The organism is Bartonella rattaustraliani AUST/NH4 (assembly GCF_000312565.1).
Classification (GTDB): domain Bacteria; phylum Pseudomonadota; class Alphaproteobacteria; order Rhizobiales; family Rhizobiaceae; genus Bartonella; species Bartonella rattaustraliani.
Window position 1 is genome coordinate 1 of sequence record NZ_CALW02000063.1, and the last position, 19302, is coordinate 19302.

The 19302-nt window shown below is 38.2% G+C and carries 18 protein-coding genes; 5 read left to right on the top strand and 13 right to left on the bottom strand.

Translation table 11 applies throughout. From position 1 onward, the window contains the following. The first annotated feature begins 708 nt into the window (after positions 1-708). The 5 genes from BN67_RS08850 (at position 709) to BN67_RS08875 (ending at position 5189) form a co-directional block, all read left to right on the top strand. Positions 709-1482: a transporter substrate-binding domain-containing protein gene (locus tag BN67_RS08850; protein ID WP_019223751.1), complete on the top strand. Its 774-nt coding sequence runs from the start codon at positions 709-711 to the stop codon at positions 1480-1482. Positions 1483-2079: 597 nt separating this feature from the next. After that, positions 2080-2832 carry a transporter substrate-binding domain-containing protein gene (locus BN67_RS08860; protein ID WP_019223753.1) on the top strand — a complete coding sequence of 251 codons (753 nt, stop codon included), beginning with the start codon at positions 2080-2082 and terminating at the stop codon, positions 2830-2832. Between the two features lie 78 nt (positions 2833-2910). Further along, on the top strand, positions 2911-3633 hold the full coding sequence (locus tag BN67_RS08865) for an ABC transporter permease (RefSeq protein ID WP_019223754.1): 723 nt from the start codon (positions 2911-2913) through the stop codon (positions 3631-3633). Beyond that, positions 3630-4337 carry an ABC transporter permease gene (locus BN67_RS08870; RefSeq protein ID WP_019223755.1) on the top strand — a complete coding sequence of 236 codons (708 nt, stop codon included), beginning with the start codon at positions 3630-3632 and terminating at the stop codon, positions 4335-4337. The genes BN67_RS08865 and BN67_RS08870 overlap by 4 nt, the downstream gene beginning before the upstream one ends. A gap of 78 nt (positions 4338-4415) precedes the next feature. Then, positions 4416-5189: an amino acid ABC transporter ATP-binding protein gene (locus BN67_RS08875; protein WP_019223756.1), complete on the top strand. Its 774-nt coding sequence runs from the start codon at positions 4416-4418 to the stop codon at positions 5187-5189. Here the strand turns inward: BN67_RS08875 and lpxB are convergent. From lpxB to BN67_RS08945, 13 genes are all read right to left on the bottom strand, one after another. After that, positions 5186-6412: a lipid-A-disaccharide synthase gene (gene lpxB / locus BN67_RS08880; RefSeq protein WP_019223757.1), complete on the bottom strand. Its 1227-nt coding sequence runs from the start codon at positions 6410-6412 to the stop codon at positions 5186-5188. The genes BN67_RS08875 and lpxB overlap by 4 nt on opposite strands. After that, on the bottom strand, positions 6405-7277 hold the full coding sequence (locus BN67_RS08885) for an LpxI family protein (RefSeq protein WP_019223758.1): 873 nt from the start codon (positions 7275-7277) through the stop codon (positions 6405-6407). Before BN67_RS08885 ends, lpxB begins: the two co-directional genes overlap by 8 nt. Positions 7278-7279: 2 nt before the next feature. Beyond that, complete coding sequence (gene lpxA / locus BN67_RS08890; protein WP_019223759.1) at positions 7280-8104, bottom strand: acyl-ACP--UDP-N-acetylglucosamine O-acyltransferase; 825 nt, start codon at positions 8102-8104, stop codon at positions 7280-7282. A gap of 24 nt (positions 8105-8128) precedes the next feature. After that, entirely contained in the window at positions 8129-8596 is a 468-nt protein-coding gene (gene fabZ, locus BN67_RS08895; protein WP_019223760.1) for a 3-hydroxyacyl-ACP dehydratase FabZ, read from the bottom strand. A 1-nt stretch (position 8597) separates the two neighbouring features. Continuing rightward, on the bottom strand, positions 8598-9644 hold the full coding sequence (gene lpxD / locus BN67_RS08900; RefSeq protein ID WP_019223761.1) for a UDP-3-O-(3-hydroxymyristoyl)glucosamine N-acyltransferase: 1047 nt from the start codon (positions 9642-9644) through the stop codon (positions 8598-8600). A gap of 66 nt (positions 9645-9710) precedes the next feature. After that, entirely contained in the window at positions 9711-12107 is a 2397-nt protein-coding gene (gene bamA, locus BN67_RS08905) for an outer membrane protein assembly factor BamA (RefSeq protein WP_019223762.1), read from the bottom strand. A gap of 202 nt (positions 12108-12309) precedes the next feature. After that, positions 12310-13458: an RIP metalloprotease RseP gene (gene rseP / locus BN67_RS08910; protein WP_019223763.1), complete on the bottom strand. Its 1149-nt coding sequence runs from the start codon at positions 13456-13458 to the stop codon at positions 12310-12312. Positions 13459-13473: 15 nt separating this feature from the next. Beyond that, on the bottom strand, positions 13474-14289 hold the full coding sequence (locus tag BN67_RS08915; protein ID WP_026088255.1) for a phosphatidate cytidylyltransferase: 816 nt from the start codon (positions 14287-14289) through the stop codon (positions 13474-13476). A 674-nt stretch (positions 14290-14963) separates the two neighbouring features. Further along, positions 14964-15524, bottom strand: a complete 561-nt coding sequence (gene frr, locus BN67_RS08925; protein ID WP_019223766.1) for a ribosome recycling factor — start codon at positions 15522-15524, stop codon at positions 14964-14966. 37 nt (positions 15525-15561) lie between these two features. Next, positions 15562-16281: a UMP kinase gene (gene pyrH / locus BN67_RS08930; protein ID WP_019223767.1), complete on the bottom strand. Its 720-nt coding sequence runs from the start codon at positions 16279-16281 to the stop codon at positions 15562-15564. 156 nt (positions 16282-16437) lie between these two features. Further along, complete coding sequence (tsf, locus tag BN67_RS08935) at positions 16438-17361, bottom strand: translation elongation factor Ts (RefSeq protein ID WP_019223768.1); 924 nt, start codon at positions 17359-17361, stop codon at positions 16438-16440. A 105-nt stretch (positions 17362-17466) separates the two neighbouring features. After that, positions 17467-18255, bottom strand: coding sequence for a 30S ribosomal protein S2 (gene rpsB / locus BN67_RS08940; RefSeq protein WP_019223769.1), 789 nt, complete (start codon positions 18253-18255; stop codon positions 17467-17469). A 158-nt stretch (positions 18256-18413) separates the two neighbouring features. Further along, a complete protein-coding gene (locus tag BN67_RS08945; RefSeq protein WP_019223770.1) occupies positions 18414-19238 on the bottom strand; it encodes a cell envelope integrity EipB family protein in 825 nt (274 codons plus the stop codon). Positions 19239-19302: the final 64 nt, after the last annotated feature.

Genomic DNA, 19302 nt, shown 5'->3' on the forward strand with positions numbered 1-19302 from the left:
GTTTCAACTATGCCTAGTCATGATATCAAGAGAATGTTTGAGAATTTAACGCTCTCGAATTTGAGATGAGTAATTTCAGTGTCACTTATGCGCGATATAAGAGATACTTAAAATTATACTTCTAAAGTAGATAACCTCAATTTTGGGAATATCTATCAAAAGCCGCTTCTCTTTTAGCTAGCAAAATTAACTGCTCCAATTTTGGAGGCGTTGTTTAGAGCTATAACGATTTTTAACGTTTGTTAAGATATGATTTAAACACATGCAATATGTTGATTGGATAATTCAAACGATTGCGTCTAATAGTAACTATCGATTTTATAATCAAAACGTATTATGAATTGTTATGAATGATTACTGCTTTTGAATGCTCACATGCGTTATAAGATTTGTGTCATGATTTGCTTTTTATGGTCTATTCATACATAGCAATCTTATATAAAAAATGGTCAATTGAATCACGTATAAAAGTGTGGATTCTTAAGTGGATTCATATAAAATAATTGCATACAAACTATTGACTTTATTGTGTTTTTTGATATTATGCCGAAATAGAGATAGAAGGAGCATTTTGTTGATCATGATACCCGTCATTATTGAGCGCAAAATAAGCACCATGAATTTTCACATTGCTTCCAGGAGAGCTTAAAGATTATAAAAACACTTGAATGATCTCATATTTTCCCGCTTATCCAATAGGAGAACATAATGAAATTATTAACAGTCGCTCTCATAACGGGTGCAACGCTCTTTTTTCAGTCAGCCAATGCGCAAACGCTGAAAATTGCGAGTGATGCTTCTTACCCTCCTTTTAGTTACATTGACTCAAATAACGAACTTCAGGGTTTTGATATTGATATATCCCATGCACTTTGTAAAAAAATGAATGTCACGTGTACAATTATGACTCAAGATTTTGAGGGAATGATTCCCGGCCTTCTTGCAAAAAAATACGATGCTATTATTTCTTCCCTTGCACCTACACAAGAACGCTTACAAAAAATTGATTTCACTGATCCCTATTATCATACAGAATTAGCTCTTATTGTTACGAAGGATTCAGGAATTAAAGAAATGATCGCACAAGCTTTTAAAGGGAGGAATCTTGGTGTGCAATCAAATACAACACAGGCTGCCTATGCAGAAGATCATTATGCTTCTGAAGGGGTAAATGTCAAACTCTATCCGACAATAATAGAAGTGAATCGTGATCTTTTAAGCCATCGGCTTGATATGATGATCTGTGATAAAATTCAAGCGCTCAATTGGCTTGAAAAGGAAGGAAAAGATTGTTGCAAGCTTTTAGGAACTCTTGAAAAAACAAAATCTCCTATTGCAATTGCTCTACGCAAAAATAACAATGACCTTAAAAATAAGTTCAATAAAGCCATAAAGGAAATCCATATGGACGGGACCTACGATAAAATTATGAAAAAATATTTTACATTCGATATTCATGAAAGATCATATGTACAAAATTAAAGAGGCTCTTTATTTTTAATTTTTAGAAAATCATTATCTGAACTCTTTCGTGAGGAACGTAAGAATGTCCGATATTTAATATTTTTATCATTTTTTGTGAGAAACAAACCTCTTTTCACAAGAATGTCTTTTCTCTTTGAGATAATTTGTCTGTTTGCGTATTTTTCAACATCTCATTTTTATGACGGTTATACCTGTGATCTATCAGTATCAAATTCTTGAAAAGCAATAATTGGAAACCTAACAAAAAATATTTTCCCTAACAACAAAAATATTTTCTTTGTATCTTCCTAAAGTCTCAATTTTTTTATGCTTAAATGCGTGGTCTTTTTTCAAAGGTTATCTTTGAAGAAAATAGTGAAAATGAATGATCCTGTGGTAAAAGATTCACTCATATAGCTAATGCGACAGTTCTTTTGTCTCTCACCTTATTATACATATCGTTCATAAAAACAGATATTTTTTGATCATAATATCCACTATCATTGAGCGCGAAATAAGCACCATGAATTTTCACATTGCTCCTAGGAGAGCTTACAGATTATAAAAACACTTGAATGATCTCATATTTTCCCGCTTATCCAATAGGAGAACATAATGAAATTATTAACAGTCGCTCTCATAACAAGTGCAACACTCTTTTTTCAGTCAGCCAATGCGCAAACGCTGAAAATTGCGAGTGAAGGATCTTATCCTCCATTTAGTTACATTGATTCAAATAATGAACTCCAAGGCTTTGATATTGATATATCTTATGCACTTTGTAAAAAAATGAATGTTACGTGTACGATCATCACTCAAGATTTGGAGGGAATGATTCCTGGTCTTCTTGCAAAAAAATACGATGCAATCATTGCCTCACTGGCTCCAACACAAGAGCGCTTGCAAAAAATCGATTTCACAAATCCCTACTATAATACAGCACTCGCTGTGATTGTTAGCAAAAATTCAGAAATTAAAGAAATCTCTACGGAATCCTTTAAAGGTAAAAATCTTGGCGTGCAATCAAACACAACACAAGCAGCCTATGCAGAAGACCATTACGCCTCTAAAGGGGTGAATATTAAACTTTATCCCACAACCATAGAAGTGAATCGTGATCTTTTAAGCCATCGACTTGATGCCGTTATTGTCGATAAATTACAAGCACTAAACTGGCTCGAAAAAGAAGGAAAAGATTGTTGTCAACTGCTAGGAGTTCTTGAAAAAACAAAATTTCCTATTGCAATTGCTCTGCGTCAAAATAATAACACTCTTAAAAATAAGTTCAATGAAGCAATAAAAGAGATTCATAGGGACGGAACTTATGAAAAAATTATGAAAAAATATTTTACATTCGATATTTATTAAATATTAATATGTACTAAAATTAAGCACATTTTCCATTTCTAGAACCCTATTATCTAACGCTTTATGAGGAGCATAAGAATGATTGAAAATTTAGCATTGCTGTCCTTTAGCAATGGAGGATGGGGAATGGTTATACTTTCTAGTGCCGGGGTAACACTATCATTGGCTTTGTGCTGTGGGCTTTTAGGACTTCCTTTAGGTCTTCTTACAGCTTTAATGATTCGATCCAATATTAAAGTAGTTAAAACCATAGCAACCCTCTTTTCATCCGTGTTCCGTGGATTGCCAGAGCTTTTAACTTTATTTTTAGTTTACTATGGCTTACAAAATATTATTCAAATTGTTCTTGATTATTTTAATATTGAAGTCGTATTCAGCATTAGCGCTTTTTTGGCCGGAGTCCTTGCACTCAGTATGGTTCTTGCAGCTTTTTCTTGTGAAGTTTGGCTTGGAGCATTTAATATCTTTGATAAAGGCCAATATGAAGCGGCCAAAACTTTAGGACTTTCACGCTCAACCACATTTTTTCGTGTGATCTTTCCTCAGCTCATTCAAAATGCATTGCCAGGACTTTCTAATAATTGGCTTACTTTACTTAAAGACACCTCTCTTGTATCAACGATTTCACTTGTAGACCTCATGCGACAAACAAATCTGGCAGTTGCTGCTACCGATAAACCAATACTGTTTTATCTAGTGACATGCTTCCTCTATTTATTATTTTCATCGTTCTTTTCTGCAATCCTGCGCTCCCTTGAAACATACACGCAAACAGGATATCGAAAGGTGTTGGACACATGATTCCTGAGTGGCTTCATTTCCTTTTTAACCCTGCTCTTCTCAACCGTTATGGCCCCAAATTTATTGAGGGCTTTATTGTTACCATTGAACTCGTTTTTCTTTCTTGTTCTCTTGGTTTTATTCTTGGTATGTTTATCGCATGTGCACGTTTGTCAAAGAATAAGTTTTTACAATATTTTTCGCAGGCTTATGTCTATTTTTTCCGTGGATCGCCATTATTAGCCCAACTTTTTCTGTTTTACTATGGACTTGGTTCAATGAGTGATTTTTGGCAACAAGTTGGTTTATGGTGGTTTTTTCAAAATGCTTGGCATTGTTGTCTTTTCATTTTTGCACTCAATTCTGCTGCTTATCAATCCGAAATCCTTAAGGGAAGCTTTCTATCTGTAACAACAGAACAACGTGAAGCATCAAAAGCATTAGGACTGAGCCGCTCTGTAACATTTTTGAGAATTATCCTTCCACAAGCAATGGTTTTAGCATTACGTCCCTTGGGAAATGAGTCGATTTTAATGATTAAATCCAGTGCCATTGCCTCACTAGTCACTGTTTATGATTTAATGGGGATTGCCAAACTTACTTATTCCCGCACATTCGATTTTCAAGTTTATGTTTGGGCTGCTCTTCTCTATCTCTTTATTGTTGAGCTTATTCATCGTTTTATTGTTTTTATTGAATATCGCCTCACCCGATATTTACGATGAAGAAAATAATGATAAAAAACTTTGTCACCTCAAATGTTAAATGAATCAATTAATTTATCCGTGAAAGAATACAACAAAATGAATTTAGAAAATATTCAATCTGTCCATAGAGTTAAAGACTCCGTGATTTCTATCCGGAATTTGAATAAGTGGTACGGAGATTTTCAAGTACTCTATGATATTAATGTTGATGTTAAAGCCGGTGAACGCATTGTTGTCTGCGGGCCTTCGGGATCAGGAAAGTCAACCTTAATTCGTTGTATTAATCAATTAGAAATAGCGCAAGAAGGTTCGATTTGTGTTCATAATATTGATATTCACGCTGCTCCCCTGCAACAGCAAAAACATGTTTTGCGTAAAATAGGAATGGTTTTTCAGAATTTTAATTTATTTCCCCATATGAGCGTTATACAAAATTGTATTTTAGCCCCTATGACAGTTCAAGGACTTTCTAAACAACAAGCAAAAGAACGGGCAATGCGTTATCTTACAGATGTTGGAATCGAAAAACATTCTGAAAAATATCCTTTACAACTCTCCGGTGGACAACAACAACGTGTTGCAATTGCTCGTGCACTTTGTATGGAACCTGAAGTGATGCTTTTTGATGAGCCAACATCAGCTCTTGATCCAGAAAGTGTCGGAGAAGTCTTAGAAGTTATGGTTCAATTAGCAAATACAGGCATGACAATGCTTTGTGTGACTCATGAAATGGGGTTTGCACGCGAAGTTTCAGAAAGAATACTCTTTTTAGAAAATGGAAAAATTCTTGAAGATACAGAATCTGAGGCGTTTTTTACCAATCCTAAATGCCAACGTGCTCGTGAGTTTCTTGCTAAAATTAAACATTAATCGTCCATATTATCGCATTCGCACAATTTTAAATGTCCTAATTTTTCTTTCAATATATTTATAATCGTTTGTGCAGCAACGACTCCCGATGGCATTGTCGTCTTCATTTTTTGTTTCACCACCTCAAAAGCTTCAAGCTGTGCTTGCCGCAATAAAGGATTATACAAAAGTTGTTCTATTTGTCTTGCCAACATGCCAGGTCGTAAGAATTCATTAAAATACTCCGGCACAATAGCTTTATCAGAAATAATATTTGGAAGAGCAGCAGTCCATAACGTGATTTTTGGAAAAAGAAAGAATTTAGAAAAAAAATCCAGTTTATAGCAAAGAACCATAGGAATCTTTGCGAGTGCTAATTCAAGTGAAACTGTCCCAAGCGCTGCCAGTGCAACATCTGCCTCAGTAAAAGCGCGCCATTTTTCCTCTTCACCAACAACAATTTCCACCTTGCTTGTCCAGCCTTGTACGAAATCGCGAATTTCATTCTCCAAATGCGGCAAAGTTGGCAAAATAATGTGTAAATGAGGTATCTGTTGTGCAAGAATTTTGACTGCTTCTCTAAAAATAGGCATTAAAGAACGAATCTCTGAATTACGAGATCCTGGCAATATAACGAGTGTAGGCGATGAGGCATGTTTAAGCGAAAAATCTTTCTTCCCTAATAGGCGCTTTTTTTCTGATTGGACCGTCAAGAGCGGAGGATAAGTTAGAAGACGATGTCCAACATAGGTAGTAGCAGGACCTCCCAAATCCTTCATAACCTTTTCTTCAAACGGAAAAATTGCTAAAACATGGTCAACAAATTTGTGCATAGCTTTAGCCCGTTCTGGACGCCATGCCCAAACGGTTGGTGCAACATATTTAACAATAGGAATAGAAGGTGCTAAAGCTCGCACTTTTTTTGCAACACGGTGGGTAAAATCAGGACTATCAATAAGTATTAAACAATCGGGCTGTTCTTGCGCAAGAAATTTCGATAAATTGCGAATATGCCTCAACAATGACGGCAGCTTTTTTAAGACTGCCCCTAAACCTATTAAAGCAATATCATGAGAATCGAAAAAACTTTCTAAACCTAACGCCTTCAAATGTCTCCCACCAACGCCAATTAAATGGATATTACATCCTGTCTGTTGTGCTAAACAAGAAATCAAATCTGCTCCTAGCAAATCACCTGATTCTTCGCCTGCCACAACTGCAATTTTTAAGAAACAATCATTCATGATCAAACCTTTCAAATGTTTCTATAAAGAGAGAATATTTGTTCGCTTTTTCTATTGTTGTTTTCGCCGATAATATCAGACTTTTATTTGCCTCTACAGCAATGCCAAACAATTTACTTTTTGCAATATTCATGATTGTTACAGGCCCAATTGATGGCAAATCAACACGGTGATCTTGTTGTGGTTTTGCACATTTAACAAGAACACCCCCTTTAGGTGAAACTTGTCCTCTTTCTCGCATTTCACAAACCCGCCACAGCATATTATCGGTCCCCTCTGCTCCCTCAACCGCAACCACCCTTCCATTAATAGCTACCGCTGCTTGCCCAATATCTAATTGACCTAAAAGCTTTGCTGCTTCTGCCGCTAAAAAAATATCTTTTTTTTCCTTTGGAGTAGCGCGCCGTGACGTAAGATTAAAAGCTTTTGGAGCTAAAAGATCTGGCACTATCTCATGAGCACCAATAACACAAAAACCATGTGCTTCAATAATCTTTATAAAAGCTCTCAAAAGTGCATCATCCCCCCCTCTCAGAGCCCCAATGAGCTTAGGTAGAGCTAAAAATGTTGTCCAATCAAATTGCAACTGCGTAAGCAGGGGCCGTTTTTTCACACCACCTGCCAAAACGATATGAGAAACTCCTGCTGTTTTTAAAACTTTAACAAGTCGAGATAATTCCACCACTGATAATTCACAATGCTCATAACGATAAAGCACTGCATCTGCCTCACCACGCAAAAGAACAAGAAAAGGGCTCTGTCCATTCTTCTCAAGTTCTTGAGCAATAGTGATGGGAAGAACACCATTTCCTGCTATAATAGCAGTACGGTTGGAAAAACAACTTCTGACACGAAAAACAGACATTTTTAATCCTTATGTTCTTTTATTCTATCAGCTTCAAACTTTGGTGTACAATAAAAACGTTTTCCCTCTTCCTTAATAAAATTAATGATATCAACCACAGACTGAGAACTGGAATAACAAGAAGAAACATCATCAACACGCTCTTTAAATGGCTTGCTACGATCAAAAAGCATAGAAACGGCATGGCGTAATGCATGAATATCTGTACGCGCAAACCCTGCGCGCTTCATACCAATAATATTTAACCCAGCAAGTTTTGCCTGCACACCAACAGCGGTTCCGTAAGGAATCAAATCACCAACTAGTGCAGCAACCCCCCCTACAAATGCATGATGTCCAACACGAACAAATTGATGAATGGCAGCACCACCACCAATAATAACATAATCACCAATAGTAACATGACCAGCAATCATTACATTATTGGCAAATGTTACATGATTCCCCACATAACAATCATGAGCAATATGCGCATAACAAAAAAATTGGCAGTTATCGCCAACAATCGTCATTCCTACACTCGAATCGGAACCTCTATGCATGGTCACACCTTCACGAATCGTGCAATTTCTACCAATAGAAAGAGTTGTAGGGCCTCCCTTATGTTTATTATTTTGTGGTTCTGCTCCCAAAACTGCATGCGAAAATACTTTACTATTGGCTCCTAATGTTGTCCTCCCCATTATTACAACATGACTCATCAAATTGCATTCATCACCAATAATAGCCTCTGAACTAATATGACAAAACGGCCCAACTTGTACATTCTCACCAAGCTGTGCTCCTTTCTCTACAAGAGCAGTTGGATGAATTTTTGTACCGGACATTTTTAAATCCCCAATTAATATAGTTTACTCTTCTTCAATAATCATCGCAGCAATTTTCGCTTCAGCGACGCAGACATCGTCTACTTTTGCAACACATGAAAAACGCCTCATGTTCGCTCTCTTTTTTAAAAGCTGAACATGAATCTTTAACTGGTCACCAGGCACCACTGGTCTACGAAACTTTGCATTATCAACAGTTATAAGATAAACTAAATTCGTTTTCTTATTTCCTAATCTTAAAAGTGCAATAGCACCCGCTGTTTGCGCCATAGCTTCTAAAATTAAAACCCCAGGCATTACTGGCTTTTCAGGAAAATGTCCCACGAAATGTGGTTCATTAACGGTTACATTTTTAACACCAATCGCTTCTTGCTCATCATCAATTCTCACTATACGATCAATCAACAAAAATGGATAACGATGTGGTAATATTGAGAGCAACTTTTCAATGTCCAAAGCCTCTAAATTTTTCATTTCTCCGGTGTTGACCATATTAGCCTTTCTCCTTTTTAACTTTGCCAATACTACGCAACGCCGACACTTCACGAAACCATTGTTTAAATGGTCGTGCTGGACTTCCTCCCCACTTTTCTCCATCCGGAATATCATTCATTACACCACTACCAGCAGCAATCTGAACACATTTACCTATAACAATATGATCCGCCACACCAACGCTCCCACCAAGTTGAGACATATCCCCTATGGATGTACTCCCAGCAATCCCACACTGTGCAGCAATCAAACAATAGCGACCAATCTTCACATTGTGGGCAATCTGTACTAAATTATCAATTTTGCTTCCTTCACCTATGACGGTATCTTCAAATGTTCCACGATCAATTGTTGTATTTGCACCAATTTCTACACCATCCCCGATGAGTACACGGCCAAGCTGTGGAACTTTTTCAATCCCAGAAACGCTCCCAACATAACCAAAACCGTCTTGTCCAAGGCAAACACCAGGGTAAATCTGAACTCTATCCCCTATTAAAGAGTATTGAATTGTTACCTTAGGAGCAACATAACAGTCACGCCCAATACGACAATTTTCACCAATAACAGCAGTAGAGGAAATAAGTGTCCTCGCACCAATTTCAACATTTTTACCAATGATAGCTCCTGCTTCAACACACACATCCTGTGCGAGTTTAGCACTTGGATGAATATGCGCATGCGGCGAAATTCCTCTCTCTCCAAACCAAGGGACTGGCTTAACAGAATCAGGAAATAAAATACGACCAATCTGAGCAAAATCACGCTGCGGTGTAGATGTCACCAAAATCGCCATAGATTTAGGAACTTTAAAAACAATTTCACTCGTACAAAAAACAGCGATAGCAGAACTTCCTAAAAGAGCATCAGAAAACTTCCGATGCTCCACAAACACAAGAGAACCTTCTTTAGCACTTTCAAGCGAAGAAAGAGTATTGATAACCGTGTTAGAAAACTCTGGATTAAGAAGTTTAGCACCCGTCAACTCTGCAATATTAGCAACCGTCAACCGCCGGGACGGCGTAAAAAAAAATGTATCCGCCATCAAAATACTTTCTCTCCCAGCCTAACCCATTCGCTTCAACTTTGTCCTTCTTCAAGGAAATTTAAATTAGAACTTCGTAGAAATACCAAAATTCAATTTCTGCAAAAGATCACCTTCCTGCTTTCTTATTGGCCAAGCATAATCAAAACGCAATGGACCAAACGGCGAATCCCACATCAAACTCACACCTACAGATGAACGCCATGCACTTTTAGTATATATAACAGGTGCTTCACCTTGAACAACGGGCTTGTAATTATTACCATAAAGCGTTGCAGCATCTGCAAATAAAGCACCACGCAATCCCATTCCCTCAGGCACAATAGGTATAGGGAATTGTACTTCAGCAGTCGCATTCATATAGGTCGTTCCCCCTAAGAAGTAAACCTCACCTTTATTAGAAACCTGACGCGGACCTATTCCATTATATTTGAAACCACGGATCATATCGGTATTGACTTTAAACATATCGAAGATACGAACACCATCGTGACCTATTTCATGAATATAACCACCACCAAAGGAAAGCAAACCAACAAGGTCCATCCGCTCAGAAAGGGTCTTGTACATCATCGCTTTACCCGTCGTCTTCAAGAATTTCGCGCTTCCACCAAGCCCTGCAAATTCCTGAGTAACACGCGCATACAACCCATCATGTGGATTTGCCATATTATCAATAGTATTATAGGTAAGACCATAACTAACCGATGAACGTCTCCAAGGGCTATGCTTTGCAGCTTGAACAATTGCACCAGAATATTTCTCGTATAACTCTCTTAGGTCAGACTCTTTATCGAAATCATAATCCCCACCAAAGTCATATTCTTCCTGCACATAAGAATAAGCTAAATTAGCAGATAATTGATCATTAATCGGCAAAGCAAACCGAAGTGATCCACCCGTCTGGCGCACATCATATGCTTTATCAGCGCGGTAAGTACTCCGAAAAACATCAATACCTGCAGATAAGCGGTAACCCAAAAAATAAGGATCAACAAATGACAAATTATAATTACGAGATTTCTCTTGCCCAGCTCCTAAGCCTAAACGGACATACTGACCACGCCCTCCCAGATTACGCTCAGTCACAGAGACCTCAAGCGACATACCAGGGCTCGTACCACCGGTTGTATACCCTCCAGAAAGGGACAGATCTCCTGTTGGCGCTTCAACAACATCTATAACCAAAACAACCTGATCAGACTGATCGGTTGGAACCATTGAAATATTAACCGCTTTAAAAAAACCCAAACTTTCCAGACGGCGCTTTGCACGCTGTATCAAAGTTTGATTGTAAGCATCCCCTTCATTCAAATCAATCTCACGGCGAATAACATAATCCCGTGTCTTTTCATTGCCACGTATTTCAATGCGCTGAATATAAGCCCGCGAACCTTGCTCAATATTATACAAAATCGAAATTGTATGATTTGCCAAATCACGATTTCCCCGCGGCTCAACTTTAGCAAAAGCATAACCCGAATCAGCAGCTTTATTGTTAATAATTGCAACAGACTGTTCAATATTCTCTGCGCTGTAGACATCACCTGTTCGCGTTTTCAGTACGTTTTTTACAGACTGAATATCAATTCCATCGATATCACTTTCAACCTGAATATCACCAATTTTATAGCGCGCCCCCTCATCAAGAACAAAATCAATTTTATACGCGTTACTTGCCTCATCAAAAGTTGCTTTAGAAGAAACAATCCGGAAATCCGCATAACCATGATTATAATAAAAGCGACGAAGAGCCTCTTCATCAGCCGCTAAACGCTCTTCACTGTAAACATCACCTCCCAATAATAATGAGAATATTCCAGAAGGTTTCGTTAAAATAACATCACGCAAACGACTGCTTCCAAAAACATTATTTCCCTTAAACGTGATATTTCTAATCTTTGTTTTCCTACCCTCAACAATATTAAAGACCACATTTACACGCCCTTTTCCCAGGTTAATGGTCTGAACCTTAACAGCGACACTATGACGGCCAACAATTTTATAAGCTTCGTGAATCGTCTTAATATCCGCTGAAAGTTTAGCAGAATTAAAAGGCTCATTCGGCTTTAAGGAAATAAACCGTTTAAGATCAGGGTCCTTAAGAGACTTATTTCCTTGAAACAATACCTGATTGACTACCTCATACTCTTTGACAAACACAATCAATTTATTACCAACCTGATTTATTTTAACATCATAAAATAAACCTAACCCGAAAAGACGCTTTACTGCAGCATCTACATCACTACTGGAAACACTCTGTCCAGCTTTAATGTCTATATTGTCGCGAACTGCCTGAGCACTCACAAATTTATTTCCCCGAACCTCAATAGAATGAACGACAGACGCCTGTGCCACTCCAACCATCGTAACTGACATAACGACTGTTGTTGGAACAACACCCCCAAACCCTAATACCAACACAGATGCTGCACTTAAAAACTTTGAACTCGTAGTCATTGGCTTTTTTTACCTTATCTTATTCCCTGAACATTATGCCTCAAAAAGCTAACTGCTATAATGACTTTATTTACAGAAGAACTTTTCACCCCTTATTTACTGATTACAGCATACAACGCCACCACATTTTGTGGACATGGTAAACGACTTTAAATTTATCTCTCCACTCATACTCAATTTATAAAATGTTTTCCATAATTTATTAGCTAAACCAACAAAAATAATCATTAAAGAACGCAAAAAGCATAAATAGGATGAGAACACAAAAACCTAAGCGAAAAATAATCTCTTGAATTTTAGCAGATATTGGTCTTCTCGTAAAAATCTCAATAACGTGAAATAATAAATGCCCACCGTCAAGTGGCGGTATCGGAAAAAGATTAATAAGTCCAATACCTATCGAAAGAAAAGCCGCAAAATTCAACAAAGAGATAAAACCTGTCTCGCTAATTTTCCAAGCAATTTTAACAGTTTTGGAAGGTCCGCTTAACTGGCAGTGATCTTCTTTTCCACCGATTAAACGACTCATAAAAAGAACTGTTTGTGTGACAATAAATGTAGCGCGTTTTGAGGCTTCCTTTACAGCTGCCATAAAATTATAACGAATATGCTTTACATAAGCCGGATCTAAACGTGTAAGATTGTTGGGATCAACAGGCACACCTACACCTATCATACCACTTTGAATCCGATTACCAAACCCATCATCTCGTTCAACTATTTTGGGTGTAATTACCGTCGTAAACACCCGCCCCATGCGTTCTACTTTGAACTCTATAGGGCTTCCACCATGAAAAGTGACATAGCTCATCAAATCTTCAAAACTCTCAACTTGTTGTCCATCCAGTTCAATGAATCGGTCACCTAATTTCAAACCAGCTTGAACAGCTGGAGAATCTTTTGCCAAAGAACCAACAACTGGCTCAATGACTGCACGACCATAAATAAAGAAAAAAAATGTTAAAATAACAACAGTAAAAAGAGCATTGAAAAAAGGACCAGCAAAGACAGTTGCTGCTTTTTTCCAAGCATGGGCACAAGCAAATGAACCGTCAACAATCGAAGAAAACTGAGATGATGCCCCCCCCACTTTTTCTCCCTCTCCAATAAACTTTACATATCCCCCTAAAGGAATGAGTCCTAAACGCCACTGTGTTCCATATTTATCTGTATAACCAAATAGTTTTGGGCCAAACCCAAGCGAAAAAACCAATGCTTTAATACCACACCAACGTCCAATTAAATAATGCCCCATTTCATGAACAAAAATGATCAGCATAATAACAAAAAGAATACTCAAACTTCTTAAAAGAAAATTCCCCCCCTCTATTATATGATTTAAAAGCTCCAAAATATCCTCTCCTCACTAAACTATACAAGAGAGCTTAAAAGGTGTATCCATATCAAACATAAACGAACAAATTAAATAAAGCAGAAAAGCAGCCCCTACCAATCCATCCATACGATCCATAAAACCACCGTGTCCAGGAAGTAAAGCACTCGAATCTTTAACAAAGAAATGCCTTTTTAGCCATGACTGCCCCAAATCACTCAATTGTGAAACAATTGATAAAGTAAGCGCAAGGAACAGTACAAAAAAACTGTTTAAAGTTACTTCAAAAAATTGAAAAGCAACCAATGCACCGCCCAAAACCCCGACAACTGTGCCACCAATTGCCCCTGCCCACGTTTTATTAGGAGAAAACCTTGGTGCTAATTTGGCCCCCCCAAACGTACGCCCGCTAAAATAGCCAGCAATATCTGTTCCCCACACAATCGTAAACAAGAAGACAACAACTTGAAATCCTGAGGACTCATGTCCCCGCAAAAAGGATAAAGCGACAACCGGAAAAGATGCATATAAAAAGCCAAAGAAAACCCACCCACTCTTTTTCACAGGACCAATCGCTAACAATACTGCAAAAACGATCAAAACACCAAAAATCACGAAAGCAGATACACCAGATATCAAAAAAGAACCGAAAACTAAATAAAAAATGCTCGCGAATATCTTTTGTGAAACACGCCACTTCTCTTTAGTGATACTTATCCACTCATAAAGAATAAAACCACCAATAACCCAAGCAAACAAAAAAAATAAAGTGCTTCCAACCCACGTCAAATACAAAGCAATAATGCCAAAAACAAAAGCTGTTAAAGTACGATAAACAAGATTAGACAAAACACTATCCAAACAAAGAATACAAACTCAAAAACCGGAGCAAAAATTTTCTCTGCTCTACTTTATACCCAAACTCTTGCAAATCTTCTTTATAATTTATCATAAAACATTCAATATACCAAGATTCAGCCGTAAAATGAAAAAGCTGCGCTTCATTGCCCCTATCAATGTTGAAGCTTAAATGCACTACCTGCTCTCTGTAAGAGCATTTTTCCACCCAAAGAATCTGTCATTTTTTTTCAAAAAACAAAGGATCATTGAAAATGAAAAAACATGAATAACAAATCTTAGACTATTCCATTGTATCCTTTATAATGGGAAGTCATAGCAAAATTAAGGCATGACCTTTCTTTTTACATCCTTTGCCTTGTCTTTTCTATGGAATATTTAAAAACCTTAAGGATAGCAGCAATGCCATCCACAATATGAAAAATACGTTGAGACACTCCCACTGTCTTTCTTAAGATTTGCACTCACAGAATAACAGAATCCCTCATCAAAGTCCTAAAAGCATCCCTTCTTTCAAATAAACCTCTCAGCATATAGCCGAAGAATACAACCATCCTAAGTATCACAATATCATCTTAAAAAACAGACTCTTTCTGCTCTTTTCCACAAAAATAATGTGACATGAGATACGAGATATAATATGCCTTCCTTAGCAACAAAATCGTTTAAACACGCATAATTTCAGCTTCTTTCACAGATAAAATCTTATCAATGTCAGCAATGGTTTCATCCGTGAGTTTTTGAACTTTTTCGGAGAAGCTGTGTGCTTCATCTTGACTCATTTCACCTTCTTTTTCTAGTTTTTTCAAATTATCCATACCATCACGACGAACATGGCGGGTTGCAACACGCGCTTGTTCTGCATATTGATGCGCAATTTTTACAAGTTCTTTACGGCGTTCTTCATTCAATTCAGGTAAAGGAATACGTAAATTTACACCATCCGTAATAGGATTTAAACCAAGTCCAGAATCACGAATAGCACGCTCCACAGCCCCTACCATCGTTTTATCCCATACAGAAACCGAAAGCATACGCGGTTCCGGAACTGAAATATTCGCAACTTGGTTTATATGTACGGTAGAACCATAAGCCTCTATCATCAGCGGCTCTAATAAACTCGCCGAAGCCCGCCCCGTCCGCAAACCACCTAACTCATGCTTAAAAGCCGCAATAGCACCATCCATGCGACGCTTCAAATCATCCATAATCGATGTAACATTCATAGTTCCGTCTCCTTCAATTACGATTTGAAGATTATCCTCATTCCGATACTATTGTAAACCGTCCAGTTCCATTTAATACTTTAGCTAAGCCACCTTTTTCATGAATGGAGTACACAATAATTGGCACATTGTTCTCGCGTGCTAAAGTAACCGCAGTTGTATCCATCACAGACAATCCCCATTGCAAAATCTCAACATGCGTTAATTGACTAAAACGTTTAGCCGTAGGATCTATCTTTGGATCCGCCGAATAAATACCATCCACTTGTGTTCCTTTTAGAAGAACATCTGCACCTATTTCTGCTGCGCGTAAAGTCGCTGCAGAATCAGTGGTAAAAAACGGATTACCTGTACCACCAGCAAAAATAACGACTTTTCCTTGATTCACGTAACCTATTGCTTTACGCTGTGAAAAACTTTCACAAATTTGTGGCATAGCGACCGCAGAAAGCACAACTGTTTCAATACCCAATTTTGTCAATGATGTTCTTAATGCTAAAGAATTAATAGCAGTTGCAAGCATTCCCATGTGATCGCCTGTTACACGATCACCACCATGTGAAGCAACAGCAACTCCGCGAAAAATATTGCCTCCACCTATAACAACAGCAACCTCTACCCCCATTTCCCGCACTTCTGCAATATCAGCAGCAATACGATCTACAACGGCAACATCAATTCCAAAACTTTGCCCCCCCATAAGAGCTTCACCTGAAACTTTTAAAAGAATACGTTTATATTGAAGCGCTAATGTCATTGATTAACTCCCAAAAAGCACAAGTACTCTTCACTTTTGACACCACTAAGGGCACCACTTTGCCACGTGACGCCCTTTCAACAACTATAACTTCCCATATCAAGATTCTACACTCAATGATATGTGTTCAAATCTCTAAAAATTACCTATAAGCAACTACCCTTTTACAGCCGCTGCAACCTCTGCCGCAAAATCAGACTCCTCTTTTTCCAAGCCCTCCCCTAGCGCGAAACGGATAAAGCCTGTGATTTTTGCCGGTGCACCAATCATTTTTTCAGCATCCTTTAAAGCAGCTTCAACACTCATATCAGGATTCATGACAAAAGCCTGAGAAAGCAAAACAACTTCTTCAAAAAACTTACGCATACGCCCTTCCACCATTTTTTCAATGATATTTTCAGGCTTTCCAGATTGACGCGCCTGATCTGAAAAAATCGCTTTTTCACGCTCAATCGCACTGGAATCAACATCTTCTGCCTTTAGTGCCAACGGATTAGTTGCAGCAATATGCATCGCAATTTGCCGACCAAAAGCAACAGCTGCTTCCTTATTTCCTGTAGTTTCAATAGCAACCAAAACACCAAGTTTACCGAGCCCATCAGCCATACTGTTGTGTATATAAGTCGCAACAACACCATCTTCAACAGAAAGTTTAGCAGAACGGCGAAATGTCATATTTTCGCCAATAGTCCCAATGGCATCCTTAATTGTAGATTCGACAGTCTTTTCAGAACCAGGATAAAGAGAGACGGAAACAGTTTCTACATTTCCTTGTGTATTCAGCGCAGCTGTTGCAACATTGCGTACAATATCCTGGAATACTTCATTGCGCGCAACAAAGTCTGTTTCGGAATTAATCTCAACTAAAACCGCGCTTGAATCTTTTGACACAACTCCTATCAACCCTTCAGCCGCTGTACGCCCAGCCTTTTTATCTGCTTTTGCTATACCCCTTTTACGCAACCAATCAACAGCAGCTTCCATATCACCATTCGTCTCTGCAAGGGCAGCTTTACAATCCATCATACCAGCGCCCGATAATTCCCGAAGTTCTTTTACTTGTGCAGCAGTAATGTTCATATTTTCCTCTTTGTTCTCTCATGGTGAAAGTGTGCAAGAAAAAAACTATGCACGCCTACAACCTTTTCTTTAGAAAATAAGTACCTTAAATAGGCGTTTAAATTATCACTCAGAAACTGAAAGCGCACTTTCTGCAGCCTCAGTTTCTAAAATGGGTTCCACAGGCGCATCAGCCTGTGCTCCTAGATCGACACCCATCGCACCTTGTTGACGAGCAATACCATCAAGAGCTGCACGCGCGAAAAGATCACAATAAAGAGAAATTGCACGAGAAGCATCATCATTCCCCGGAATCGGATGCGTCACATTATCAGGATCACAATTGGTATCAATGATAGCAATAACTGGAATATTCAAACGTTTTGCTTCTTGGATAGCAATATTTTCTTTATTCGTATCAATAACAAAGATAAGATCTGGAACAGATCCCATATCCTTAATACCACCAAGCGCACGATTCAGCTTTTCACGATCGCGTTCAAGATTTAAACGTTCTTTTTTGGTAAAGCCCTGCGCCTCAGCAGCGAGAATTTTATCCAACTTTCGTAAACGGCGTATCGAATGGGAAATCGTTTTCCAGTTTGTAAGCATACCGCCAAGCCAACGTGCATTTACATAATATTGCGCTGAACGATTCGCCGCATCAGCAATAATATCAGATGCCTGCCGCTTAGTCCCAACAAAGAGAATGCGCCCACCCCGCGCAACTGTATCTGAAACAAGTTTAAGCGCTTGGTGTAAAAGAGGAACTGTTTGAGCAAGATCAATAATATGAATATTATTACGTTGACCATAAATATAAGGAGTCATTTTTGGATTCCAGCGATGAGTCTGGTGCCCAAAATGTACACCAGCTTCTAAAAGCTGCTGCATAGTAAAATCTGGTAGTGCCATAGTTTATCCTTTCCGGTTTAGCCTCCGCGGAAAAAGTAGAGAAAACTACTACCGGCGGACATTTGCTCGACTTTTCTTGCAAACACCCAAAATCCGCGTGTGAAATGACGCCAATATACTAATATTTTACTCTTTTTCAAGCTTTTTTCTAAAGTCTTTTAATGCTTACATTGACCAAGATTTTTTTCATTCTCGAGAAATTCAAGGCTATTCAATTTTGCACGCACTGAAAAAGCTCCATAATCTATATGAATATCACGCATAACACCGTTATCATATAAAAGAAAACTGATCCGATAAACTGGTAAACCATCCTTTCTTTCTACATCATCAAAATAAGAAATCGTAACCGGCCAAAATTCCTCTTCAGCTAATTTTCCCATTTTTGTTGTTTCAGCATCAGAGAGCTGCATGCCTTTTTCCCCAATGACAACACTTTCTTTTATCACTTTATCTGCTTTATCTGTCCCATCAAAAACGGAAACATTGTAGAAATGATCGCCTGCTTTTGCATGACGGATGATATTTTTCAGTTGCATAATTGGAAACTCAGCTATTTCCAGCTTATATTCTTTTTCCTTTGGCTTTTTTAGTTTAACAATAATCTCATCTTGAAAACGCTCAGCAATCCCTTCAGAATGGTGGATCACTTCTTGCTCAATTTGATCTGTAACATTAAAATGAAATCTACGGCTGTCACCTGTTTCATAACTCGTTGTCTGTTGATCCGTTAAACGCACCGGCATATCTTCAATATGAAGACGGTGAATAAAACGAAAACGGGTAGTATACCCCTGACATACGGAACCTGTTAGTTCGTAAACCATTCGCCCTGACATCCCTGAAACTGTCATTTCATGAGAAACACTATCCAGTTGAAAATCATAAATCGCTCGATGCGGCGCAAGAAAGATGCTTTCTTCTGCCCTCACCGTACCTAAAAAAGCAATATACAAAATTATTACAAATAATGATCTCATCATTCTTAATTTCCGATTCTATCCCTGTTGCGTAACATCATCCAATCAGGCAAAAAAGTCTCGCTTC

Bases quoted from the DNA above. Each gene is read 5' to 3' on its own strand.
- BN67_RS08870 (WP_019223755.1), top strand. From the start codon at position 3,630: ATGATTCCTGAGTGGCTTCATTTCCTTTTTAACCCTGCTCTTCTCAAC.
- lpxA (WP_019223759.1), bottom strand. From the start codon at position 8,104: ATGTCCGGTACAAAAATTCATCCAACTGCTCTTGTAGAGAAAGGAGCA.
- BN67_RS08885 (WP_019223758.1), bottom strand. From the start codon at position 7,277: ATGTCTGTTTTTCGTGTCAGAAGTTGTTTTTCCAACCGTACTGCTATT.
- BN67_RS08865 (WP_019223754.1), top strand. From the start codon at position 2,911: ATGATTGAAAATTTAGCATTGCTGTCCTTTAGCAATGGAGGATGGGGA.
- fabZ (WP_019223760.1), bottom strand. From the start codon at position 8,596: ATGGTCAACACCGGAGAAATGAAAAATTTAGAGGCTTTGGACATTGAA.
- pyrH (WP_019223767.1), bottom strand. From the start codon at position 16,281: ATGACATTAGCGCTTCAATATAAACGTATTCTTTTAAAAGTTTCAGGT.
- frr (WP_019223766.1), bottom strand. From the start codon at position 15,524: ATGAATGTTACATCGATTATGGATGATTTGAAGCGTCGCATGGATGGT.
- lpxB (WP_019223757.1), bottom strand. From the start codon at position 6,412: ATGAATGATTGTTTCTTAAAAATTGCAGTTGTGGCAGGCGAAGAATCA.
- bamA (WP_019223762.1), bottom strand. From the start codon at position 12,107: ATGACTACGAGTTCAAAGTTTTTAAGTGCAGCATCTGTGTTGGTATTA.
- tsf (WP_019223768.1), bottom strand. From the start codon at position 17,361: ATGAACATTACTGCTGCACAAGTAAAAGAACTTCGGGAATTATCGGGC.
- BN67_RS08850 (WP_019223751.1), top strand. From the start codon at position 709: ATGAAATTATTAACAGTCGCTCTCATAACGGGTGCAACGCTCTTTTTT.
- BN67_RS08945 (WP_019223770.1), bottom strand. From the start codon at position 19,238: ATGATGAGATCATTATTTGTAATAATTTTGTATATTGCTTTTTTAGGT.
- lpxD (WP_019223761.1), bottom strand. From the start codon at position 9,644: ATGGCGGATACATTTTTTTTTACGCCGTCCCGGCGGTTGACGGTTGCT.
- BN67_RS08875 (WP_019223756.1), top strand. From the start codon at position 4,416: ATGAATTTAGAAAATATTCAATCTGTCCATAGAGTTAAAGACTCCGTG.
- BN67_RS08860 (WP_019223753.1), top strand. From the start codon at position 2,080: ATGAAATTATTAACAGTCGCTCTCATAACAAGTGCAACACTCTTTTTT.
- rpsB (WP_019223769.1), bottom strand. From the start codon at position 18,255: ATGGCACTACCAGATTTTACTATGCAGCAGCTTTTAGAAGCTGGTGTA.